Raw genomic sequence first — 14,933 nt, forward strand, 5'->3', positions numbered from 1 at the left:
GCATTTTTCTTATGGCGAATCAGGCCCGCATTCGTGGGCGAACGCTGGGGTTCAGGCTGGGGGTCATGGATGACGCCCTCCGGTTGTCCAGTCGGGCCTCTCGTGGCGAGAGGTGGTGCGGCGTTCAGCTTGGTTTGTTGCCAGGGTGTTGCAGGCGGAATTTTTCCTTGCGTTCGATCTGCACGACCTGGGCGTTGTGCACGGTGATTTCCACCGCGCCGAAACGCAGGTCGCGCAATGCGCTTTGAATCTCGCGCAAGATGGTTTGTTCGTCCTGGCCGTCAACGCTACGAAGAGATGCGCTCATGGTGTTGCTCCTGAATGAGATGTGCCTGGCAGTGGCGGCACTGCTTGCGGCGTGAGGGCAATAGTAGATAGGCGCAGATATTCTTAAAAATACTATTTAAGAATGTTTATATAACCAGAAGAAATTATTTGAATTGACGCGGGGTTGCGTGAGATTGCACCACCAACCCGCCTCTGTAGGAGCGAAGCTTGCTCGCGATCGAGGCACCACGGTGCATCAGACAGGACGCCATCGCGGGCAAGCCTCGCTCCTACAGAAACGAGCGCCTGCCCGCGATGCCTCGACAGGATCAGTGAATTTGCGGCGCCCGGTTCCATTGCAGTTGCGCCGCCGGCACCGGGCGGCCGAACCAGTAGCCCTGGCCCAGGTCGCAGCCCTGGTCGAGGAGGAAGCGCGCCTGTTCCACCTGTTCGATGCCTTCGGCGTGCACCTGCATGCCCATGCTCTGGGCCAGGGCGATGATCACCCGGGAGATCGCCGCGTCGTCTTCGTCCCCCGGCAGGCCGGCGACAAAACCCTGGTCGATCTTCAGCTTCTGCACCGGCAGGCGCTTGAGCCGCAGCAGCGAGGAATAGCCGGTGCCGAAGTCGTCGATGGCCAGGCGCAGCCCCAGCTCGCGCAGACGGTGCATCTGCTCCAGGGCGACTTCCGGGTCTTCCATCACCGCGCTTTCGGTGACTTCCAGCTCCAGGTAGGCCGGGTCCAGGCCGGTGTCGTGCAGCACCTGGGCCACCTGCTGGTACAGCTCGCGGCGGGCGAACAGACGACTGGAGACATTCACCGCGACGAACGACAACGCCATGCCCTCCGCCTGCCATTGGCACATCTGCCGGCAGGCCTGCTGCATGACCCAGGCATCGATCTCGGCGATCAGCCCGGCGCGCTCGGCAATCGGAATGAACTCCCCAGGCGGCACCAGGCCGCGCTGCGGATGCTCCCAGCGCACCAGCGCCTCGACCCCGACCAGGCGGCTGCTGGCAAGGTCGTGCACCGGCTGGTAGAACACCCGCAGCTCCTGCTGCTCCAGGGCACGGCGCAATTCGAAGGCAATTTCCACCCGTTGCTGGGCGTGGGCCGTCAGTTCCTCGGTGTACAGCGCGTAACTGTCGCGCCCGGCGCTCTTGGCCTTGAACAGCGCCGTGTCGGCATTGCGCAACAGTTGCTCGGCGCTCAGGGCATCGCTGGGAAACAGGCTGATGCCGATGCTGGCATTGATGAACAGCTGGTTCTCGTCCATCAGGAAAGGCTGCTTCACCCCGTCGATGATGCGCTGCGCCAGCACCGCGGCCTGCCCCGGCTGCGCGCAGCTCTCGACCAGCACCGCGAACTCGTCGCCGCCCAGCCGCGCCAGGGTGATGCCCGGGCCGAACATGCCTTGCAGGCGCTGGGCCACGGCCTTGAGCAGACGGTCGCCGACATTGTGTCCGAGGCTGTCGTTGATCATCTTGAAGTGATCCAGGTCGACCATCAGCAGCGCACAGCCGCGCTTGTGGATCTGCGCCGACGCCAGGGCCTGCTCGGCGCGGTCGGTGAACAGCAGGCGATTGGGCAAGTCGGTCAGCGGATCGTGGTGCGCCAGGTGGGCCAGTTCGTGCTCGGAATCCTTGATCGCGCTGATGTCGGAAAACACCGCGACATAGTGGCTGAGCTGGCCGTCGTCATCGCGGATGGCGCGGATGGTCTGCCACTGCGGGTAGATCTCGCCGCACTTGCGCCGGTTCCAGATCTCGCCGCTCCACTCGCCCGTGGCGTTCAGCGAATCGAACATGGCCTGGTAGAAATCCGCCGTGTGATGCCCGGACTTGAACAGGCTCGGCTGGCGGCCCAGCACCTCGTCGCGCTGATAGCCGGTGATCTCGATGAACGCACGGTTCACGTGGACGATCTGGCCCCGGCGGTCGCTGACCAGCACCCCTTCACGGGTGCAATCGAACACGGCGGCCGCCTGGCGCAGACGCTCGCGGTCCTCGCGCTGGTGATGCAGCCAGGAGTCGGCACCCAGCAAACGCAGCAGACGGCCCCGCGCGATGAAGATCAGGACCGCGCTGACCAGGGCCCAGAGATACCCGTTGACCAGTTGCCAGCGCGCCAGATCGTTCGACTCATCGAAGAAACTGCTCAATAAATGACCACTGAGCTGCAACCACACCACAGACAACAAGAGATAGAGCAAGGCTGCGCGCAAAGCGTCGCGGGAAGAAACCGACATAAGGTCGTCAATGTCCTTACGGAAAGCTTGGGATTATAGAGGAAGAAACATCTCGCCACTCTTATCTGAAAGGGCGACTGGTTTTCTCTGTGGGCTCGGTGATAATGCGACTGCTGTTTTTTCTTTATCGAGGGCCCTACAGCCTATGTGGTACGAAGGTTTTCTTGGCTTGTCGGCCTGGCAACTGGTGGCAGTCACCCTGTTAATGACTCACGTGACCATCGTTGGCGTCACGGTTTACCTGCATCGCTACTCAGCCCACCGCTCCCTGGAGCTCAATGCCGGCCTGAAACATTTCTTCCGCTTCTGGCTGTGGCTGACCACGGCGCAGAACACCCGCGAGTGGACCGCCATCCACCGCAAGCACCACGCCAAATGCGAAACCGAGGATGACCCCCACAGCCCGGTAATCAAGGGCCTGTCCACGGTGCTGCGCAAAGGCGCCGAGCTGTACCGCGAAGAGGCGAAAAACCCGGAAACCCTGCGCATCTACGGCAAGAACTGCCCGGACGACTGGATCGAACGCAATCTCTACTCGCGCTACAAGCTGGGCGGCGTGGCGCTGATGGCGGTGATCGACCTGCTGCTGTTCGGCACCATCGGCATCACCATCTGGGCGATCCAGATGATGTGGATCCCGGTCTGGGCCGCCGGGGTGATCAACGGCCTGGGCCATGCGGTCGGCTATCGCAACTTCGAATGCCGCGACGCGGCCACCAACCTGGTGCCCTGGGGCATCCTGGTCGGCGGCGAAGAGCTGCACAACAACCATCACACCTACCCCAACTCGGCCAAGCTGTCGGTGAAGAAGTGGGAGTTCGACCTGGGCTGGGCCTGGATCAAGGTGTTCAGCTTCCTGCGCCTGGCCAAGGTGCAGCGGGTCGCGCCGATCGCCCACCGGGTCGAAGGCAAGGGCCACCTGGACATGGACACGGCGATGGCGATCCTCAACAACCGTTTCCAGATCATGGCCCAGTACCGCAAGCTGGTGATCGCGCCGCTGGTCAAGCAGGAGCTGGACAAGGTCGATCACTCGGTGCGCCACCAGTTCCATCGCGCCAAGCGCCTGCTGTCGCGGGAGACCAGCCTGCTGGAAGAGCGCCACCATGCGCGTATCCAGAACATGCTGGAGCACAGCCAGGCCCTGAAAGTGATTTACGAAAAGCGCCTGGCGCTGCAGCAGATCTGGGCCAAGACCAGCTCCAACGGCCACGACATGCTGGCGGCGATCAAGGACTGGGTCCACGAAGCCGAGGCCAGCGGGATCCAATCGCTGCGCGACTTCGCCAGCCAGTTGAAAACCTACTCGCTGCGTCCCGCCAGCCTCTGACGCTGGCCCGCTCATCCGCCATGGCGAGCCCGGCTGCCGTGGCGGGTGGGCTTCGCTGCCCTCCCCGCCCCATGAGCTCCAGCCCGTCCTCCGCGCCACCGTGACCGCCCAGCGGCTGCCGGCTCCCAGACCGTGGCAAACGGGAACTTCGTCGCCAATCCCCTATCTCAAGCAACACTTCGCCATCCAGGCGGGCTTTCCGTGGCCGCTTCGTTTCCCGAGCGGCGAGCGCTTTGAGATCGGTGCCGATGGTCAACAAGAACCCACAACTCCCATCCGCTTTTCCCCAGTGGCCCGAGGCCGCGCAAACCCTGATGGCGCTGATGCATGCCCAGGGCGAGGTCGCCCGGCTGACAGAACGCGAACAGCTGTTCAGCTCGTTGCTGGTCAGCGTCAATGCCGTGCTCTGGGCCTTCGACTGGGAAGCCCGCCAGGTGCTGTATGTCAGCCCGGCGTATGAACGCATTTTCGGCCGCTCCGCCGGCCTGCTGCTGGCCGACGCCAACGAATGGCGCGACAGCGTCTACCCCGACGACCTCGAATACGCCGAGCGAACCCTGGCCCAGGTGCTGGAAAAAGGCGCGGTGGAAGACCGCGAATACCGAATCATCGATGCCCAGGGCCAGGTCCGCTGGCTCAGCGACAAGTGCTTCATCAATCGCAATGCCGCCCCCGGGGACCGGGTGATCATCGTCGGCCTGGCCGAGGACATCACCGAGAAAAAGCACCTGGAAACCGAGCTGCAACGCCTGGCCACCACCGACGTGCTGACCCAGAGCAGCAACCGCCGGCACTTCTTCGAATGCGCCAACCGAGAATTCGAGCAGGCGTGTCAGCAAGGCACGCCGCTGGCCTTCCTGTTGCTGGATATCGATGACTTCAAGGTGGTCAACGACACCTACGGCCACCCCGAGGGCGATAACGTCCTGCAACGCATCGCCGAGACCGGCCGCGCGACCCTGCGCCGTGGCGATCTGTTCGGGCGTATCGGTGGCGAGGAATTCGCCGCCCTATTCCCCGGTTGCGCCCCGGACATGGCGCGCCAGGTTGCCGAACGCCTGCAGCGGGAAATCCAGCGCCTGACCTTCAGCCATGGCGAGGAGCAGTTCAGCATCACCGTCAGCCAGGGCCTGACCAGCCTCACCGCCGACGACGAAAACCTCGACAGCCTCTTCGCCCGCGCCGACGCGGCGATGTACGAAGCCAAGCGCCAGGGCAAGAACCGGATCGTTTCGGGGTAGGTCGCAACTGCAACCCACCGTAGCCGCTGCCGAGGTACGGGGGGTCATGAATTGGCCAAACGCAATAAGAGCTGCGAAAAGAGGTACTGCGAAAGCTCAGCACCTCAGCCGGCTGCGCACCTGTAGCTGCTGCCGAGCAACGCGAGGCTGCGAACGATGGCGCAGCCATCGCAAAGCAGGCTCCGCGTTACATCAGGTACACCGCGTGCGCTGGTTTTGCGGCGGCTGCGCCGCCGATCGCAGCCTCGCTGGCTCGGCAGCGGCTACAGGATTGCGCGGCGTCCTCACGCTTCTCGCGTATCGGTTTTACGCAGGCGAACCAGCTCCGGCAGGCCGATCTTGAGCAGGCGCGCGGTCTTGCTGTCGGCCAGCTCTTCGAGGCCCTCGGATGGCCGCAGGCGGGCGAGCTGGGCGGAGAGGTTCATCACCAGGGCCTCGCGGGAATAAACCCCGCCACCGAGCTGGTAGGCCGAGGCAATCAGCTCGCGCAGCTCCAGCGGCAGGCGCCAGCGGGTGCGCAAGGCCGAACCATAGGCCGCGCCGAACTGTGCCAGGGCATCGCCGATCTCTTCCATGTCGTCCAGCGCGCCACCGGTTTGCTTCCACTCTTGCAGGCAACGCAGCAGCGCCAGGTCCCCCAGGCGATGCAGCATGCCGGCGCAATAGCAGCGCTCCTGGTCCAGGTCCAGCAAGCGGGCCAGGGTCCGGCCGTATTCCGCGGTGTGCAGCGACAGCTCCCAGTAACGCTCGGCGTAATCGCCCAGGGCCGGGTCGCTCAGGCGCGCGCTACGCTTGAGCGCCAGGCCGAGAATCAGGTTCATGCTCTGCCCGGTACCCAGCCGGTGGAGGGCCTGGGCCAGGGTCTGCACCGCGCTGCCATGGTGCTGGGCGGCGCTGTTGGCCGCGGCGATCAGCACCGCGTTGATCTGCGGGTCGGTACGCACCTCTTCTTCCAGCAGCTTGAGGTCGAGACCGTCGGGGTTGAGGCTGCGCTTCACCGCCAGTTGCACATCGGCGAGCAACGGCGCGCCGTCGGCCAGCTCGCGGCGGCGCTCGAGAAAGGTCCACAGGGTCATGCCCGGCGCCAGGGTCGGCACCTCGCACGACACTTCCTGGCCGGGGTCCAGCAGCAGGTCCTGCAGGCGCTGGGTCAGGCCTTCCATGTTCAGCGGCTTGGTCAGGTAGGCCGTCGGCGCCAGCGGCAGGGCTTCGCGCACGCTGGCGCTGTCGTTGCGGCTGCTCATGAGGATGAACGGCAGCACCGGGTTGCGCTTGCGCTGGCGCACGCTGCGCAGCAGGCCCAGGCCGTCGACGCCGGGCAACTCCCAGTCGGCGATCACCAAGTCATAGGGGTTTTCGGCCAGCAGCTGCAGGGCTTCCTGACCGTCGGCGCACACGTCCAGCCGCGCGTCGCAACGTACATTCAACAACACCTGCTTGAGCAAATCGCGCGACCAAGGGTCCGCCTCGGCAATCAACACTCGCGGTACAGCGGGTAAATCCACAGCAGTCATGCAGCACGCTCCCTGGGCAATCCTTTGCACCTTAGTCAATGCCGAGCCTTCCATACAGCGCAAATGCACTGCGCAGCCTCGATCGGCACAAAAAAACCCGCCGAGGCGGGTCTTTTTGTCAATCAGGTCACAGGCGGGATCAGAGTTCGGAGAAGCACTCTTCGATGATCGCCAGGCCCTTGTCCAGTTGCTCGTCCGGCGAGGTCAGCGGAACCAGCACGCGCAGGACGTTGCCGTAGGTGCCGCAGGACAGCAGGATCAGGCCCTTGTCGCGCGCCTTGGCAACAACCTGTGCCACGGCGGCCGCGTTCGGCTTGTGGCTGTCGCCGTTCTCGAACAGCTCGACCGCGATCATCGCGCCCAGGGCACGCACGTCGCCGATTACCGGATACTTGGCCTGGATGGCCTTGAGGCCGGTCACCAGACGCTCGCCGACCGCCTTGCAACGGTCCAGCAGGTGTTCTTCCTCGAACACGTCCATCACGGCCAGGGCCGCGGCGCAGGCGATCGGGCTACCGGCGTAGGTGCCGCCCAGGCCGCCTGGCGCGATGGCGTCCATGTATTCGGCCTTGCCGCAGACACCGGCCAGCGGGAAGCCGCCAGCGATGGACTTGGCGAAGGTGGTCAGGTCGGCGGCAACGCCCATCTGCTCCATGGCGAAGAAGGTGCCGGTACGGCCAGCGCCGGTCTGCACTTCGTCGGCGATCAGCAGGATGCCGTGCTGGTCGCAGAGGGCGCGCAGACGCTTCATGAACTCTTTAGGCGCGACGTAGAAACCGCCTTCGCCCTGTACCGGCTCGATGATGATCGCGGCGATGTCACGTGGCTCGGCATCGTTCTTGAAGATGCGCTCGATGCTGGCGATCGAATCGTCGATGCTCACACCGTGCAGCTCGTTCGGGTACAGCGCGCGGAAGATGCCGCCTGGCATCAGGCCCATGCCGGCCGAGTAAGGCACGACCTTGCCGGTCAGGCCCAGGGTCATCATGGTGCGACCGTGGTAGGCGCCAGTGAAGGCGATCACGCCGGCGCGGCCAGTGGCGGCACGGGCGATCTTCACCGAGTTTTCCACGGCTTCGGAACCGGTGGTCACCAGCAGGGTTTTCTTGGCGAAATCGCCCGGCACCTTGGCGTTCACTTTTTCGCACAGTTCCACGTAAGGCTCGTAGGCCAGGACCTGGAAGCAGGTGTGGGTCAGCTTGTTCAGCTGCTCGGTCACCGCGGCGACGATTTTCGGGTGCAGGTGGCCGGTGTTGAGTACGGCGATACCGCCGGCGAAGTCGATGAACTCGCGACCTTCAACGTCGGTTACCGTGGCGTTCTTCGCGGAGTCGGCGAAGATCGGGTGAATCTGGCCAACACCGCGCGGTACGGCGGCTTCACGGCGTTTCATCAGGGATGCGTTGGTCTTGCTCATAGTGTCCTCATTCGCCGCTCATCGGTCGGCGTGGTTCAAGGATGACGTGGCGGGAAGGCAACCGCGGCAGCATGCGATGATCGACTGCCCCGGCTATCCCGGCCACTACTGAAATATCGTTTACAGCACGCCAGGGGACAGCGCTCTCGTGCCCCTGGCGCTTAAAACCATGCCTTGGCGCGGGTATCAGATGCCCAGGCAGAGGTATTTGATTTCCAGGTAATCCTCGATGCCGTACTTGGAACCTTCACGGCCCAGGCCCGAGGCCTTGATACCGCCGAACGGCGCGACTTCGTTGGAGATCAACCCGGTGTTGACGCCGACCATGCCGTATTCCAGGGCTTCGGCCACACGGAACACACGGCCCAGGTCGCGAGCGTAGAAGTACGAGGCCAGGCCGAACTCGGTGTCGTTGGACATCGCGATCACTTCGGCTTCGTCCTTGAAACGGAACAGCGGCGCCAGCGGACCGAAGGTTTCTTCCTTGGCCACGGCCGCGTCTTTCGACACGTTGACCAGGATGGTCGGTTCGAAGAAGTTGCCTTCCATCGGCTTGCCGCCGGCCAGCAGGGTCGCGCCTTTGCCCAGGGCGTCGGCGATGTGTTCCTGGACCTTGGCCACGGCTTTTTCGTCGATCAGAGGACCTGTGGTGGTGCCTTCTTCCAGGCCGTTGCCGATTTTCAGCTTGGCCACCGCGACCTTGAGCTTCTCGGCGAAGGCGTCGTAGACCGAATCCTGGATGTACAGGCGGTTGGCGCAGACACAGGTCTGACCGTTGTTGCGGTACTTGGAGATGATCGCGCCTTCGACGGCCTTATCCAGGTCCGCGTCGTCGAACACGATAAAGGGCGCGTTGCCGCCCAGCTCCAGGGAAACCTTCTTGATGTCCTTGGCGCATTCGGCCATCAGCTGGCGACCGATTTCGGTCGAGCCGGTGAAGGACAGCTTGCGCACGATCGGGTTGCTGGTCAGCTCGCCGCCGATGTCGCCGGCGCTGCCGGTGACCACGCTCAGCACGCCTTTCGGAATGCCCGCGCGGTGCGCCAGCTCGACCAGGGCCAGGGCCGAGAACGGGGTCTGCGAGGCCGGCTTGATCACCATGGTGCAACCAGCGGCCAGGGCCGGGCCGGCTTTACGGGTGATCATCGCCGCCGGGAAGTTCCACGGGGTGATGGCCGCGGTCACGCCGATCGGCTGCTTGATCACGATCAGGCGCTTGTCCGGCTGGTGGCCGGGAATCACGTCGCCGTAGATGCGCTTGGCTTCTTCGGCGAACCATTCGATGAAGGAGGCGGCGTAAGCGATTTCGCCCTTGGCTTCGGCCAGTGGCTTGCCTTGCTCCAGGGTCATCAGGCGACCGAGGTCGTCCTGGTTTTCGATCAGCAGCTCATACCAGCGACGCAGCTTGGTCGCCCGCTCCTTGGCGGTCAGCGCGCGCCAGGCCGGCAGGGCCTTGTCGGCGGCTTCGATGGCACGACGGGTTTCGGCAGCGCCCATCTTCGGCACGGTGCCGAGGATTTCGCCCGTGGCCGGGTTGTTCACTTTGATGGTCTGGCCGTTATCCGCGTCGACCCAAGCCCCATCGATGAAGGCTTGCTGGCGGAACAACTGGGCGTCTTTAAGCTGCATGTCGGTTTCCTTAACAGCACCGCGCGGGGCGGAGCGAATTGTGATTGTTGAAAGGCGCCTTGACAGGCTGCCGTCAGGAAAAACTGTTACCGGGCTCAAGCACAGAAATAGCGCCTGTCAGAATAGACGGGCGGATCGGCTCTTTGACAAGAGCGTTTGAAATCTCAAACGAATCCTAGGGTCAACCAGGGGACAGGGCAATAGGCTGTTCGAAAAAAAGAACGAAAACGCCGCTTTGGCAGAATCTTTCGGATCAACGACACCGTCCCTGCGATTGCCCCCTCTGTAGGAGCGAGCTTGCTCGCGATGGCGGCCTGGCGGTCGACATGGGTGTCGAATGGGCGTTCTTTATCGCGAGCAAGCTCGCTCCTACAGGGGGTTGGGCGTGCCAAACGCAAAAAACCCCGCAGCCGGAAGGCTGCGGGGTTGTTCCAGGGCCAGGCCTTAGGTGAACGACTTGAGGATCGTCAGCAGGCTGGCGAGGTTGTCGCCGACACCGCCCTGGGCCATTTTTTCGGTGGCCGCCGCGCCTGCGGTGGTGTTGACGCTGTAGATCTGCATCACGCCCTGGTTGGTCGCCGCCTGGGCCAGGGTGTTTTGCTGTTGCTGGGCCGAGACCGAGTTCTGGAACAGGATCGCTACGGATTGCCCCAGGGACTGGTAGATGGTGCCCATCGACATGGCCGGCGCTTCGGCCACGACCTTGACGTTGGTCTGGGTAACGGCGTCGGTGATTTGCGGACTGACTGTACTCATAAGTGAAACTCCTTAATTAAGAAAGAACAACTTCCGTTAGCGCTCGCCCGATCAAGGGTTGAACGATTTGAGGACTGTCAGCAGGCTGGTCAGGTTGTCGGCCACGCCGCCCTGGGCGACTTTTTCGGTCGCCGCCGCGCCGGCGGTGGTATCGACGCTGTAGATCTGCATCACGCCTTGGTTGGTGGCGGCCTGGGCCAGGGTATTTTGCTGCTGCTGGGCGGAAACAGCGTTCTGGAACAGAATCGCCGTCGCCTGGCCCATGGACTGGTAGATGGTGCTCATCGCCATCGCTGGGGATTCGGCCACCACTTTGACGTTGGTCTGGGTGACCGCGTCGGTAATTTGCTCGTTGACTAATGGCATGGTTCAACTTCCTTTGTTTAGTACACGGCGGGTTCCGTGTTAACCAATGAACGTGGCAAAACACAGGCTGTGAACGAGCAAATGCTCAATGGTCCTGCGGCGCGTCGCCTGCCTGGTCGATACGGGAAAGCACCGCCTCGACCTGCTGCACCAGCCCCAGCATCCGCGCTTGCACGGCTTCCTCGACGGTCTGGCGGATCAGCTGGTTCTGCGCGCTGCTGAGCATCCGCACAGGCTCCTCCGGCACATCGATAACCGTCGCCTGTTGCTTGGCCGCCAGCCACTGGCGGATCACCGCTTCGCGCTGCTGGGGACTGCCCAGCAGGCTGCTTTCGCTGACCCTGGCCTGCTCCATCAAGTCGCGGGTGCGCTGTCTCTCGTTTTCGATCAGGTGCTGAGTCTGGTTGAGCACCCGCTCCATGACACCCGTGCGCGGCTCGCTGCGCATCCAGGCTTCGAGAATCTGTTTTTCGCCCGCGGACAGGCTCAGGTTGAGCGCATCGGCCAATTGATAAAGACTCGCTAGCGAGTCGGAATTTTCCTGGGGCATCTCGGCCTCCTCCTTGCTCATTAAAGAACGTGCTGCTGCCCAGTCCCGGAGGGGCTCCGGGACCGGGTGTTCATGACGCCAGGACGGCGTGAATCAGGACGGTGGCGCGCCGCGATTGGCCAGGGTGTTGCTGTACTTGGCGATGCTCTCGTCGATCTTGTCGATGGCAATACCCGCCGCTGTCGCCTCCAGGGCGCCGGCCGCTGCGGCAACGGCAGCGGCCGCCCCCACCAGCAGGTCGGTGGCCAGGGCGCCCAAGGCATCCTCGGCGGCTTTTTCGGGATGGTTTTCGACGATGTTTTTCGTCATCTGCTCGAGCAATACCGCCTGGGCCGCCAGTGCCAGCTTGCTGACCCCGTCGAAATAGCCCGCTGCCGATTGCGCGACCAGGCCGGCGGCCTGGCTGATCATCATGTCCGGGGCAATGGCGATCTGCGCCGGGGCATAGCTGAAGGTCTGCGCGTTGGTGAACTGCACCGCCTCGACGATCTGGCTGTTCAGCGCATCGGTGCTGCCGGTCGGCGGCGCCGCGACCTGGACCATCATGTAGTCGTTCATGCGGTCCATCACCGTGCGCGGCGACTTGCTGGGAGTGCTCGGTGGCGGGGAGTCGCCCGCTGGGGTGGGATCGGCAACCTGGGGCCCCGCAGCCGTAGGCTCGGCGGCTTCGGGATTGCTCGGCCTGGGATTACGCGGTTCGGTATCGCTTGGCTTGGGATCGACCGCCTCGGGGTCGGTCGCCGACGTGGCGTCAGTCTCCGGCTCGACGGCGGCAGCGGGTTTTTTCTTGAACCAGAACATGAGGCATCTCCCCAGGCGTCAAGGCTTCTCGCCGATCTGCATGATCAGCGACACCGCCTTGGAGATCACCGCATTGGAGATCTGATTCAACGCCTGCTGGCTGTTGACCGCGTTCTGCAGGGACAGCCCCGCCGAATGACTGGCCACCTGGTACAGCGAGGCAATGGCCTGGGCCGGCGCCTCGGCCACCACCTTGACGTTGGTTTGCGTTACAGCGTCGGTAATCTGGCTGTTGACCTCTGGCATACATCTCTCCTTGATGGAAGGCGCCAGCGCAGGCGCGCTGACGGTGAACTCGTCGACGGTTTCAGGTGCTCATGACACAAGAACGCCCGGCATCCACGGCTGTGAACGCAAAAGCGCTGTCAACGCAGCGCCGCCCGCAGCAACTGCACGCGCTTGCGCACCAGGGGCTGGGCGATGCCCAGCTCGGCGGCGATCTGTGGGTACGGCAATTCCTCGACAAAACGCATTTCAAACAACCGCCGCTGGAGCAATGGCAGTTGCTCCACGCGATTGCCCAACTGCACCAGTCGTTCGAACCGCTCGGTGTACTCGAACACCGATAGGCAAGGCGCAGCGAGAAGGGCCTGGTGATCGTGCTCAAGGTCGATCGAATGATCGAACAGCTGCCCTTCACGCTTGCTGCGCCGCAGGCTGTCGAGAAACACATGGTCCAGCACCAGAAACAGAAAACCCTGCGGCTCTCGTATGCGTTCCGGGGAACGCCTGAAGAACAGCAGGGCTTTCACGGCCGTGTTGGACAGCCACTCCTGGGCCAGGGCCAGGTTGCCCCTGGCTCGCCGGTTGGCCCGGCGCATCAGCTCGGGGTACACCGCTCGCCAGCTTGCCTCGAACAACCGATCGACCGCCGCCACTTCACGAAAAGATCCCATCGCCAGCACTCCCTGTGCATTCCTTGATGAGCCGACAGTCTCTGATCGCACAGCAGGCGTTCGCTGTTACCTGGGGAACAGTTGGACAATTAATTCAGCGAGCAGGCCTTGCGCCGCAAATGCTCGACATCGTTGATCACCAGCCGTCCGCTCTGGCAGCTGATCACCCCCGAACGCCGCCACAGCTGCAACTGGACATTGAGCTTCGGCCGGCTGGTGTTGAGCATCGAAGCCAGGATGCCCTGGTTGCGCGGCACCGCCGCACAGGTCGCCGGGGCCAGCTCGAAGTCATCGATATTGGCCAGCAGGAACCGCGCCAAACGTGACTCCAGGCGATGCAGGCAAACCAGTTCGAGCAACTCCAGGATCTTCATCAGGCGGGTCATCAGCAGCATCAACACGCGCTGCCAGAACAGCGGCTCGTCGTACAGCGCCCGGAAATGCCGCCGCCCCAACAGCAGCACCCGGGTCGGGCCACAGGCGAAGGCCGAGGTTTCCCGGGCGTGGCCCTCGATCAGCGCCGACTCGCCCACCACCTGGCCGACGCCGGCGCTGCCGACAATCTGCTCGCGCCCGTCCGGGCCATGAATCACCGAATACACCTGCCCTTCGGCGACCAGCGCGATGAAGTCCAGCGCCTCGCTCTTGAGGTAGAGCACCTCCCGGTCACTCAACGAGCGCTCCACGGCATGGGTGGCCACATAACGGATCAATGTGTCCGGCAGCCCCCTGAACAGGTCGGAGCGTGCCAGCAGAGTCTGACGCAACGAAAAATCGAGCATTACCGCGCCTTTTGAATGCATGCGTTCGCCTTGACTGGTAGGAAATCGCTGCGCGAGCACGCAGCGGTTAGAGCGCTTGAAGCCATAGAGCAAAGCAAACAAAGGGACGTCCGAGGGGAGGACTTGTGAATGGGGCGAGGGGGCTTGCGGGTATCGCGAAGGACAAGATAAACAACGAGGCGACGACCAATCATCACGCGAAAAAAAACCGCATGGACGCCCCAAGCCGACATGGGTATGATGTCGCCCGCACTGCACTCGTAGCTCAGCTGGATAGAGTACTGCCCTCCGAAGGCAGGGGTCGTGGGTTCGAATCCCGCCGAGTGCGCCAGCCAGAAACGCAAAAGCCCCAGGTCGCATGGCCTGGGGCTTTTTCGTTTCTGGCATTTGAGTGGGTCAAAGAACCTTGGGCAGTTTGTCGATATTGGCGCGCCTAAACTAATCAACCCCTCGCCGCGCAACCTCCAATAAGTCCACCCCTTCCCTGAGCAGCAAATAAGCCGCGTGGGTCAGCCGATAAAGATCAGCATCCTCGATGCCCTTGATCGTCACCGAAGTGAGGCTTTCCAGAAGATCCGTCCCAGCCTTGATCCGCTGATGAGCACAATCCAACACATGCGCTATCGGCTCATCACTATCGATCAGCAGAACAGGACAGTCAGGAAAATTGGTTTGCAGCGGTATGTACTTCGACATGACATGTCATCCCTAACTTGATTAAGAAGACTGCCGATCTCGTCGCCAAACGAGTGGGTGGCAGCCGTACGCGGGTTGGCGAACCGGTAAGTTAGTAAACCCGGCAGACCCTGAGGTCTCCCGCGCACAGCCGCCATGGATCACCATTGCCCGCACACAAAGTGCACACGCAAGGAGTCGATGACACGACTGCGCCTAACTTTAAACGGATCGCCAAATCCGGTCGCTGATTTTTCAGCGACAGGAAGAACTATAGGGAGGGAGGTTTGGGAGGGACAAGGCGGATTGGCTGCATTGGTTGTGAGGTATTTCGCTTCTTGGTGAAGCCTTTTCTCCCCGAAAGCCATTTAGGCGTCTCCAATCTTTTTTGCGATGATGCCTCCCCTGATGCCATTCACGCGCCCCGGCCCACTGCCGAGCGCATACACAGCGTTTCTCG

The 14,933-nt window shown here is 62.9% G+C and carries 15 protein-coding genes and 1 tRNA gene; 3 read left to right on the forward strand and 13 right to left on the reverse strand.

Annotation, left to right across the window (positions count from 1 at the left end):
* Positions 1 to 124: 124 nt before the first annotated feature.
* Positions 125 to 307, reverse strand: coding sequence for a sulfur starvation response protein OscA (oscA, locus tag J4E58_RS21910; RefSeq protein WP_007921516.1), 183 nt, complete (start codon positions 305 to 307; stop codon positions 125 to 127).
* Between the two features lie 289 nt (positions 308 to 596).
* Positions 597 to 2,516: a phosphodiesterase DibA gene (dibA, locus tag J4E58_RS21915; RefSeq protein WP_087092334.1), complete on the reverse strand. Its 1,920-nt coding sequence runs from the start codon at positions 2,514 to 2,516 to the stop codon at positions 597 to 599.
* Positions 2,517 to 2,661: 145 nt separating this feature from the next.
* Between dibA and desA the strand changes: the two genes are divergently transcribed.
* On the forward strand, positions 2,662 to 3,846 hold the full coding sequence (gene desA, locus J4E58_RS21920; RefSeq protein WP_007921512.1) for a delta-9 fatty acid desaturase DesA: 1,185 nt from the start codon (positions 2,662 to 2,664) through the stop codon (positions 3,844 to 3,846).
* 248 nt (positions 3,847 to 4,094) lie between these two features.
* Positions 4,095 to 5,087 carry a sensor domain-containing diguanylate cyclase gene (locus J4E58_RS21925; RefSeq protein WP_087092333.1) on the forward strand — a complete coding sequence of 331 codons (993 nt, stop codon included), beginning with the start codon at positions 4,095 to 4,097 and terminating at the stop codon, positions 5,085 to 5,087.
* A 284-nt stretch (positions 5,088 to 5,371) separates the two neighbouring features.
* Here the strand turns inward: J4E58_RS21925 and J4E58_RS21930 are convergent, their stop codons facing one another.
* The 10 genes from J4E58_RS21930 to J4E58_RS21975 form a co-directional block, all read right to left on the reverse strand.
* The gene (locus J4E58_RS21930) at positions 5,372 to 6,601 is read right to left on the reverse strand and encodes an HDOD domain-containing protein (protein ID WP_087092332.1); all 1,230 of its coding nucleotides are present in this window, start codon (positions 6,599 to 6,601) and stop codon (positions 5,372 to 5,374) included.
* Between the two features lie 139 nt (positions 6,602 to 6,740).
* The gene (gene gabT / locus J4E58_RS21935) at positions 6,741 to 8,018 is read right to left on the reverse strand and encodes a 4-aminobutyrate--2-oxoglutarate transaminase (RefSeq protein WP_087092331.1); all 1,278 of its coding nucleotides are present in this window, start codon (positions 8,016 to 8,018) and stop codon (positions 6,741 to 6,743) included.
* 186 nt (positions 8,019 to 8,204) lie between these two features.
* Positions 8,205 to 9,647 (reverse strand): NADP-dependent succinate-semialdehyde dehydrogenase, encoded by a 1,443-nt coding sequence (gabD, locus tag J4E58_RS21940; RefSeq protein WP_009041623.1) that lies wholly within the window; start codon positions 9,645 to 9,647, stop codon positions 8,205 to 8,207.
* 444 nt (positions 9,648 to 10,091) lie between these two features.
* Complete coding sequence (locus J4E58_RS21945) at positions 10,092 to 10,403, reverse strand: RebB family R body protein (RefSeq protein WP_025808521.1); 312 nt, start codon at positions 10,401 to 10,403, stop codon at positions 10,092 to 10,094.
* Positions 10,404 to 10,454: 51 nt separating this feature from the next.
* Positions 10,455 to 10,769: a RebB family R body protein gene (locus tag J4E58_RS21950; RefSeq protein ID WP_009041621.1), complete on the reverse strand. Its 315-nt coding sequence runs from the start codon at positions 10,767 to 10,769 to the stop codon at positions 10,455 to 10,457.
* A gap of 85 nt (positions 10,770 to 10,854) precedes the next feature.
* On the reverse strand, positions 10,855 to 11,319 hold the full coding sequence (locus J4E58_RS21955) for a hypothetical protein (RefSeq protein WP_087092366.1): 465 nt from the start codon (positions 11,317 to 11,319) through the stop codon (positions 10,855 to 10,857).
* 93 nt (positions 11,320 to 11,412) lie between these two features.
* Positions 11,413 to 12,120, reverse strand: coding sequence for a hypothetical protein (locus tag J4E58_RS21960; protein WP_087092330.1), 708 nt, complete (start codon positions 12,118 to 12,120; stop codon positions 11,413 to 11,415).
* Positions 12,121 to 12,138: 18 nt separating this feature from the next.
* Entirely contained in the window at positions 12,139 to 12,366 is a 228-nt protein-coding gene (locus tag J4E58_RS21965; RefSeq protein WP_007930328.1) for a RebB family R body protein, read from the reverse strand.
* Between the two features lie 119 nt (positions 12,367 to 12,485).
* Positions 12,486 to 13,016, reverse strand: coding sequence for an RNA polymerase sigma factor (locus tag J4E58_RS21970; protein WP_172963020.1), 531 nt, complete (start codon positions 13,014 to 13,016; stop codon positions 12,486 to 12,488).
* Positions 13,017 to 13,105: 89 nt separating this feature from the next.
* Positions 13,106 to 13,798 (reverse strand): Crp/Fnr family transcriptional regulator, encoded by a 693-nt coding sequence (locus J4E58_RS21975; protein ID WP_158245994.1) that lies wholly within the window; start codon positions 13,796 to 13,798, stop codon positions 13,106 to 13,108.
* Between the two features lie 254 nt (positions 13,799 to 14,052).
* On the opposite strand from J4E58_RS21975, the gene J4E58_RS21980 reads away from it, so the two are divergent.
* Positions 14,053 to 14,129, forward strand: a tRNA-Arg gene (locus tag J4E58_RS21980).
* 107 nt (positions 14,130 to 14,236) lie between these two features.
* On the opposite strand, the gene J4E58_RS21985 is transcribed toward J4E58_RS21980, so the two are convergent.
* Complete coding sequence (locus J4E58_RS21985) at positions 14,237 to 14,494, reverse strand: hypothetical protein (RefSeq protein ID WP_062824047.1); 258 nt, start codon at positions 14,492 to 14,494, stop codon at positions 14,237 to 14,239.
* Positions 14,495 to 14,933: the final 439 nt, after the last annotated feature.

This window comes from Pseudomonas sp. FW305-25 (assembly GCF_017351415.1).
Taxonomy (GTDB): domain Bacteria; phylum Pseudomonadota; class Gammaproteobacteria; order Pseudomonadales; family Pseudomonadaceae; genus Aquipseudomonas; species Aquipseudomonas chlororaphis.

Excerpts from the sequence above, each read along its gene's own strand:
- oscA (WP_007921516.1), bottom strand. The coding sequence starts at position 307 with ATGAGCGCATCTCTTCGTAGCGTTGACGGCCAGGACGAACAAACCATC.
- dibA (WP_087092334.1), bottom strand. The coding sequence starts at position 2,516 with ATGTCGGTTTCTTCCCGCGACGCTTTGCGCGCAGCCTTGCTCTATCTC.
- desA (WP_007921512.1), top strand. The coding sequence starts at position 2,662 with ATGTGGTACGAAGGTTTTCTTGGCTTGTCGGCCTGGCAACTGGTGGCA.
- J4E58_RS21925 (WP_087092333.1), top strand. The coding sequence starts at position 4,095 with ATGGTCAACAAGAACCCACAACTCCCATCCGCTTTTCCCCAGTGGCCC.
- J4E58_RS21930 (WP_087092332.1), bottom strand. The coding sequence starts at position 6,601 with ATGACTGCTGTGGATTTACCCGCTGTACCGCGAGTGTTGATTGCCGAG.
- gabT (WP_087092331.1), bottom strand. The coding sequence starts at position 8,018 with ATGAGCAAGACCAACGCATCCCTGATGAAACGCCGTGAAGCCGCCGTA.
- gabD (WP_009041623.1), bottom strand. The coding sequence starts at position 9,647 with ATGCAGCTTAAAGACGCCCAGTTGTTCCGCCAGCAAGCCTTCATCGAT.
- J4E58_RS21945 (WP_025808521.1), bottom strand. The coding sequence starts at position 10,403 with ATGAGTACAGTCAGTCCGCAAATCACCGACGCCGTTACCCAGACCAAC.
- J4E58_RS21950 (WP_009041621.1), bottom strand. The coding sequence starts at position 10,769 with ATGCCATTAGTCAACGAGCAAATTACCGACGCGGTCACCCAGACCAAC.
- J4E58_RS21955 (WP_087092366.1), bottom strand. The coding sequence starts at position 11,319 with ATGCCCCAGGAAAATTCCGACTCGCTAGCGAGTCTTTATCAATTGGCC.
- J4E58_RS21960 (WP_087092330.1), bottom strand. The coding sequence starts at position 12,120 with ATGTTCTGGTTCAAGAAAAAACCCGCTGCCGCCGTCGAGCCGGAGACT.
- J4E58_RS21965 (WP_007930328.1), bottom strand. The coding sequence starts at position 12,366 with ATGCCAGAGGTCAACAGCCAGATTACCGACGCTGTAACGCAAACCAAC.
- J4E58_RS21970 (WP_172963020.1), bottom strand. The coding sequence starts at position 13,016 with ATGGGATCTTTTCGTGAAGTGGCGGCGGTCGATCGGTTGTTCGAGGCA.
- J4E58_RS21975 (WP_158245994.1), bottom strand. The coding sequence starts at position 13,798 with ATGCTCGATTTTTCGTTGCGTCAGACTCTGCTGGCACGCTCCGACCTG.
- J4E58_RS21985 (WP_062824047.1), bottom strand. The coding sequence starts at position 14,494 with ATGTCGAAGTACATACCGCTGCAAACCAATTTTCCTGACTGTCCTGTT.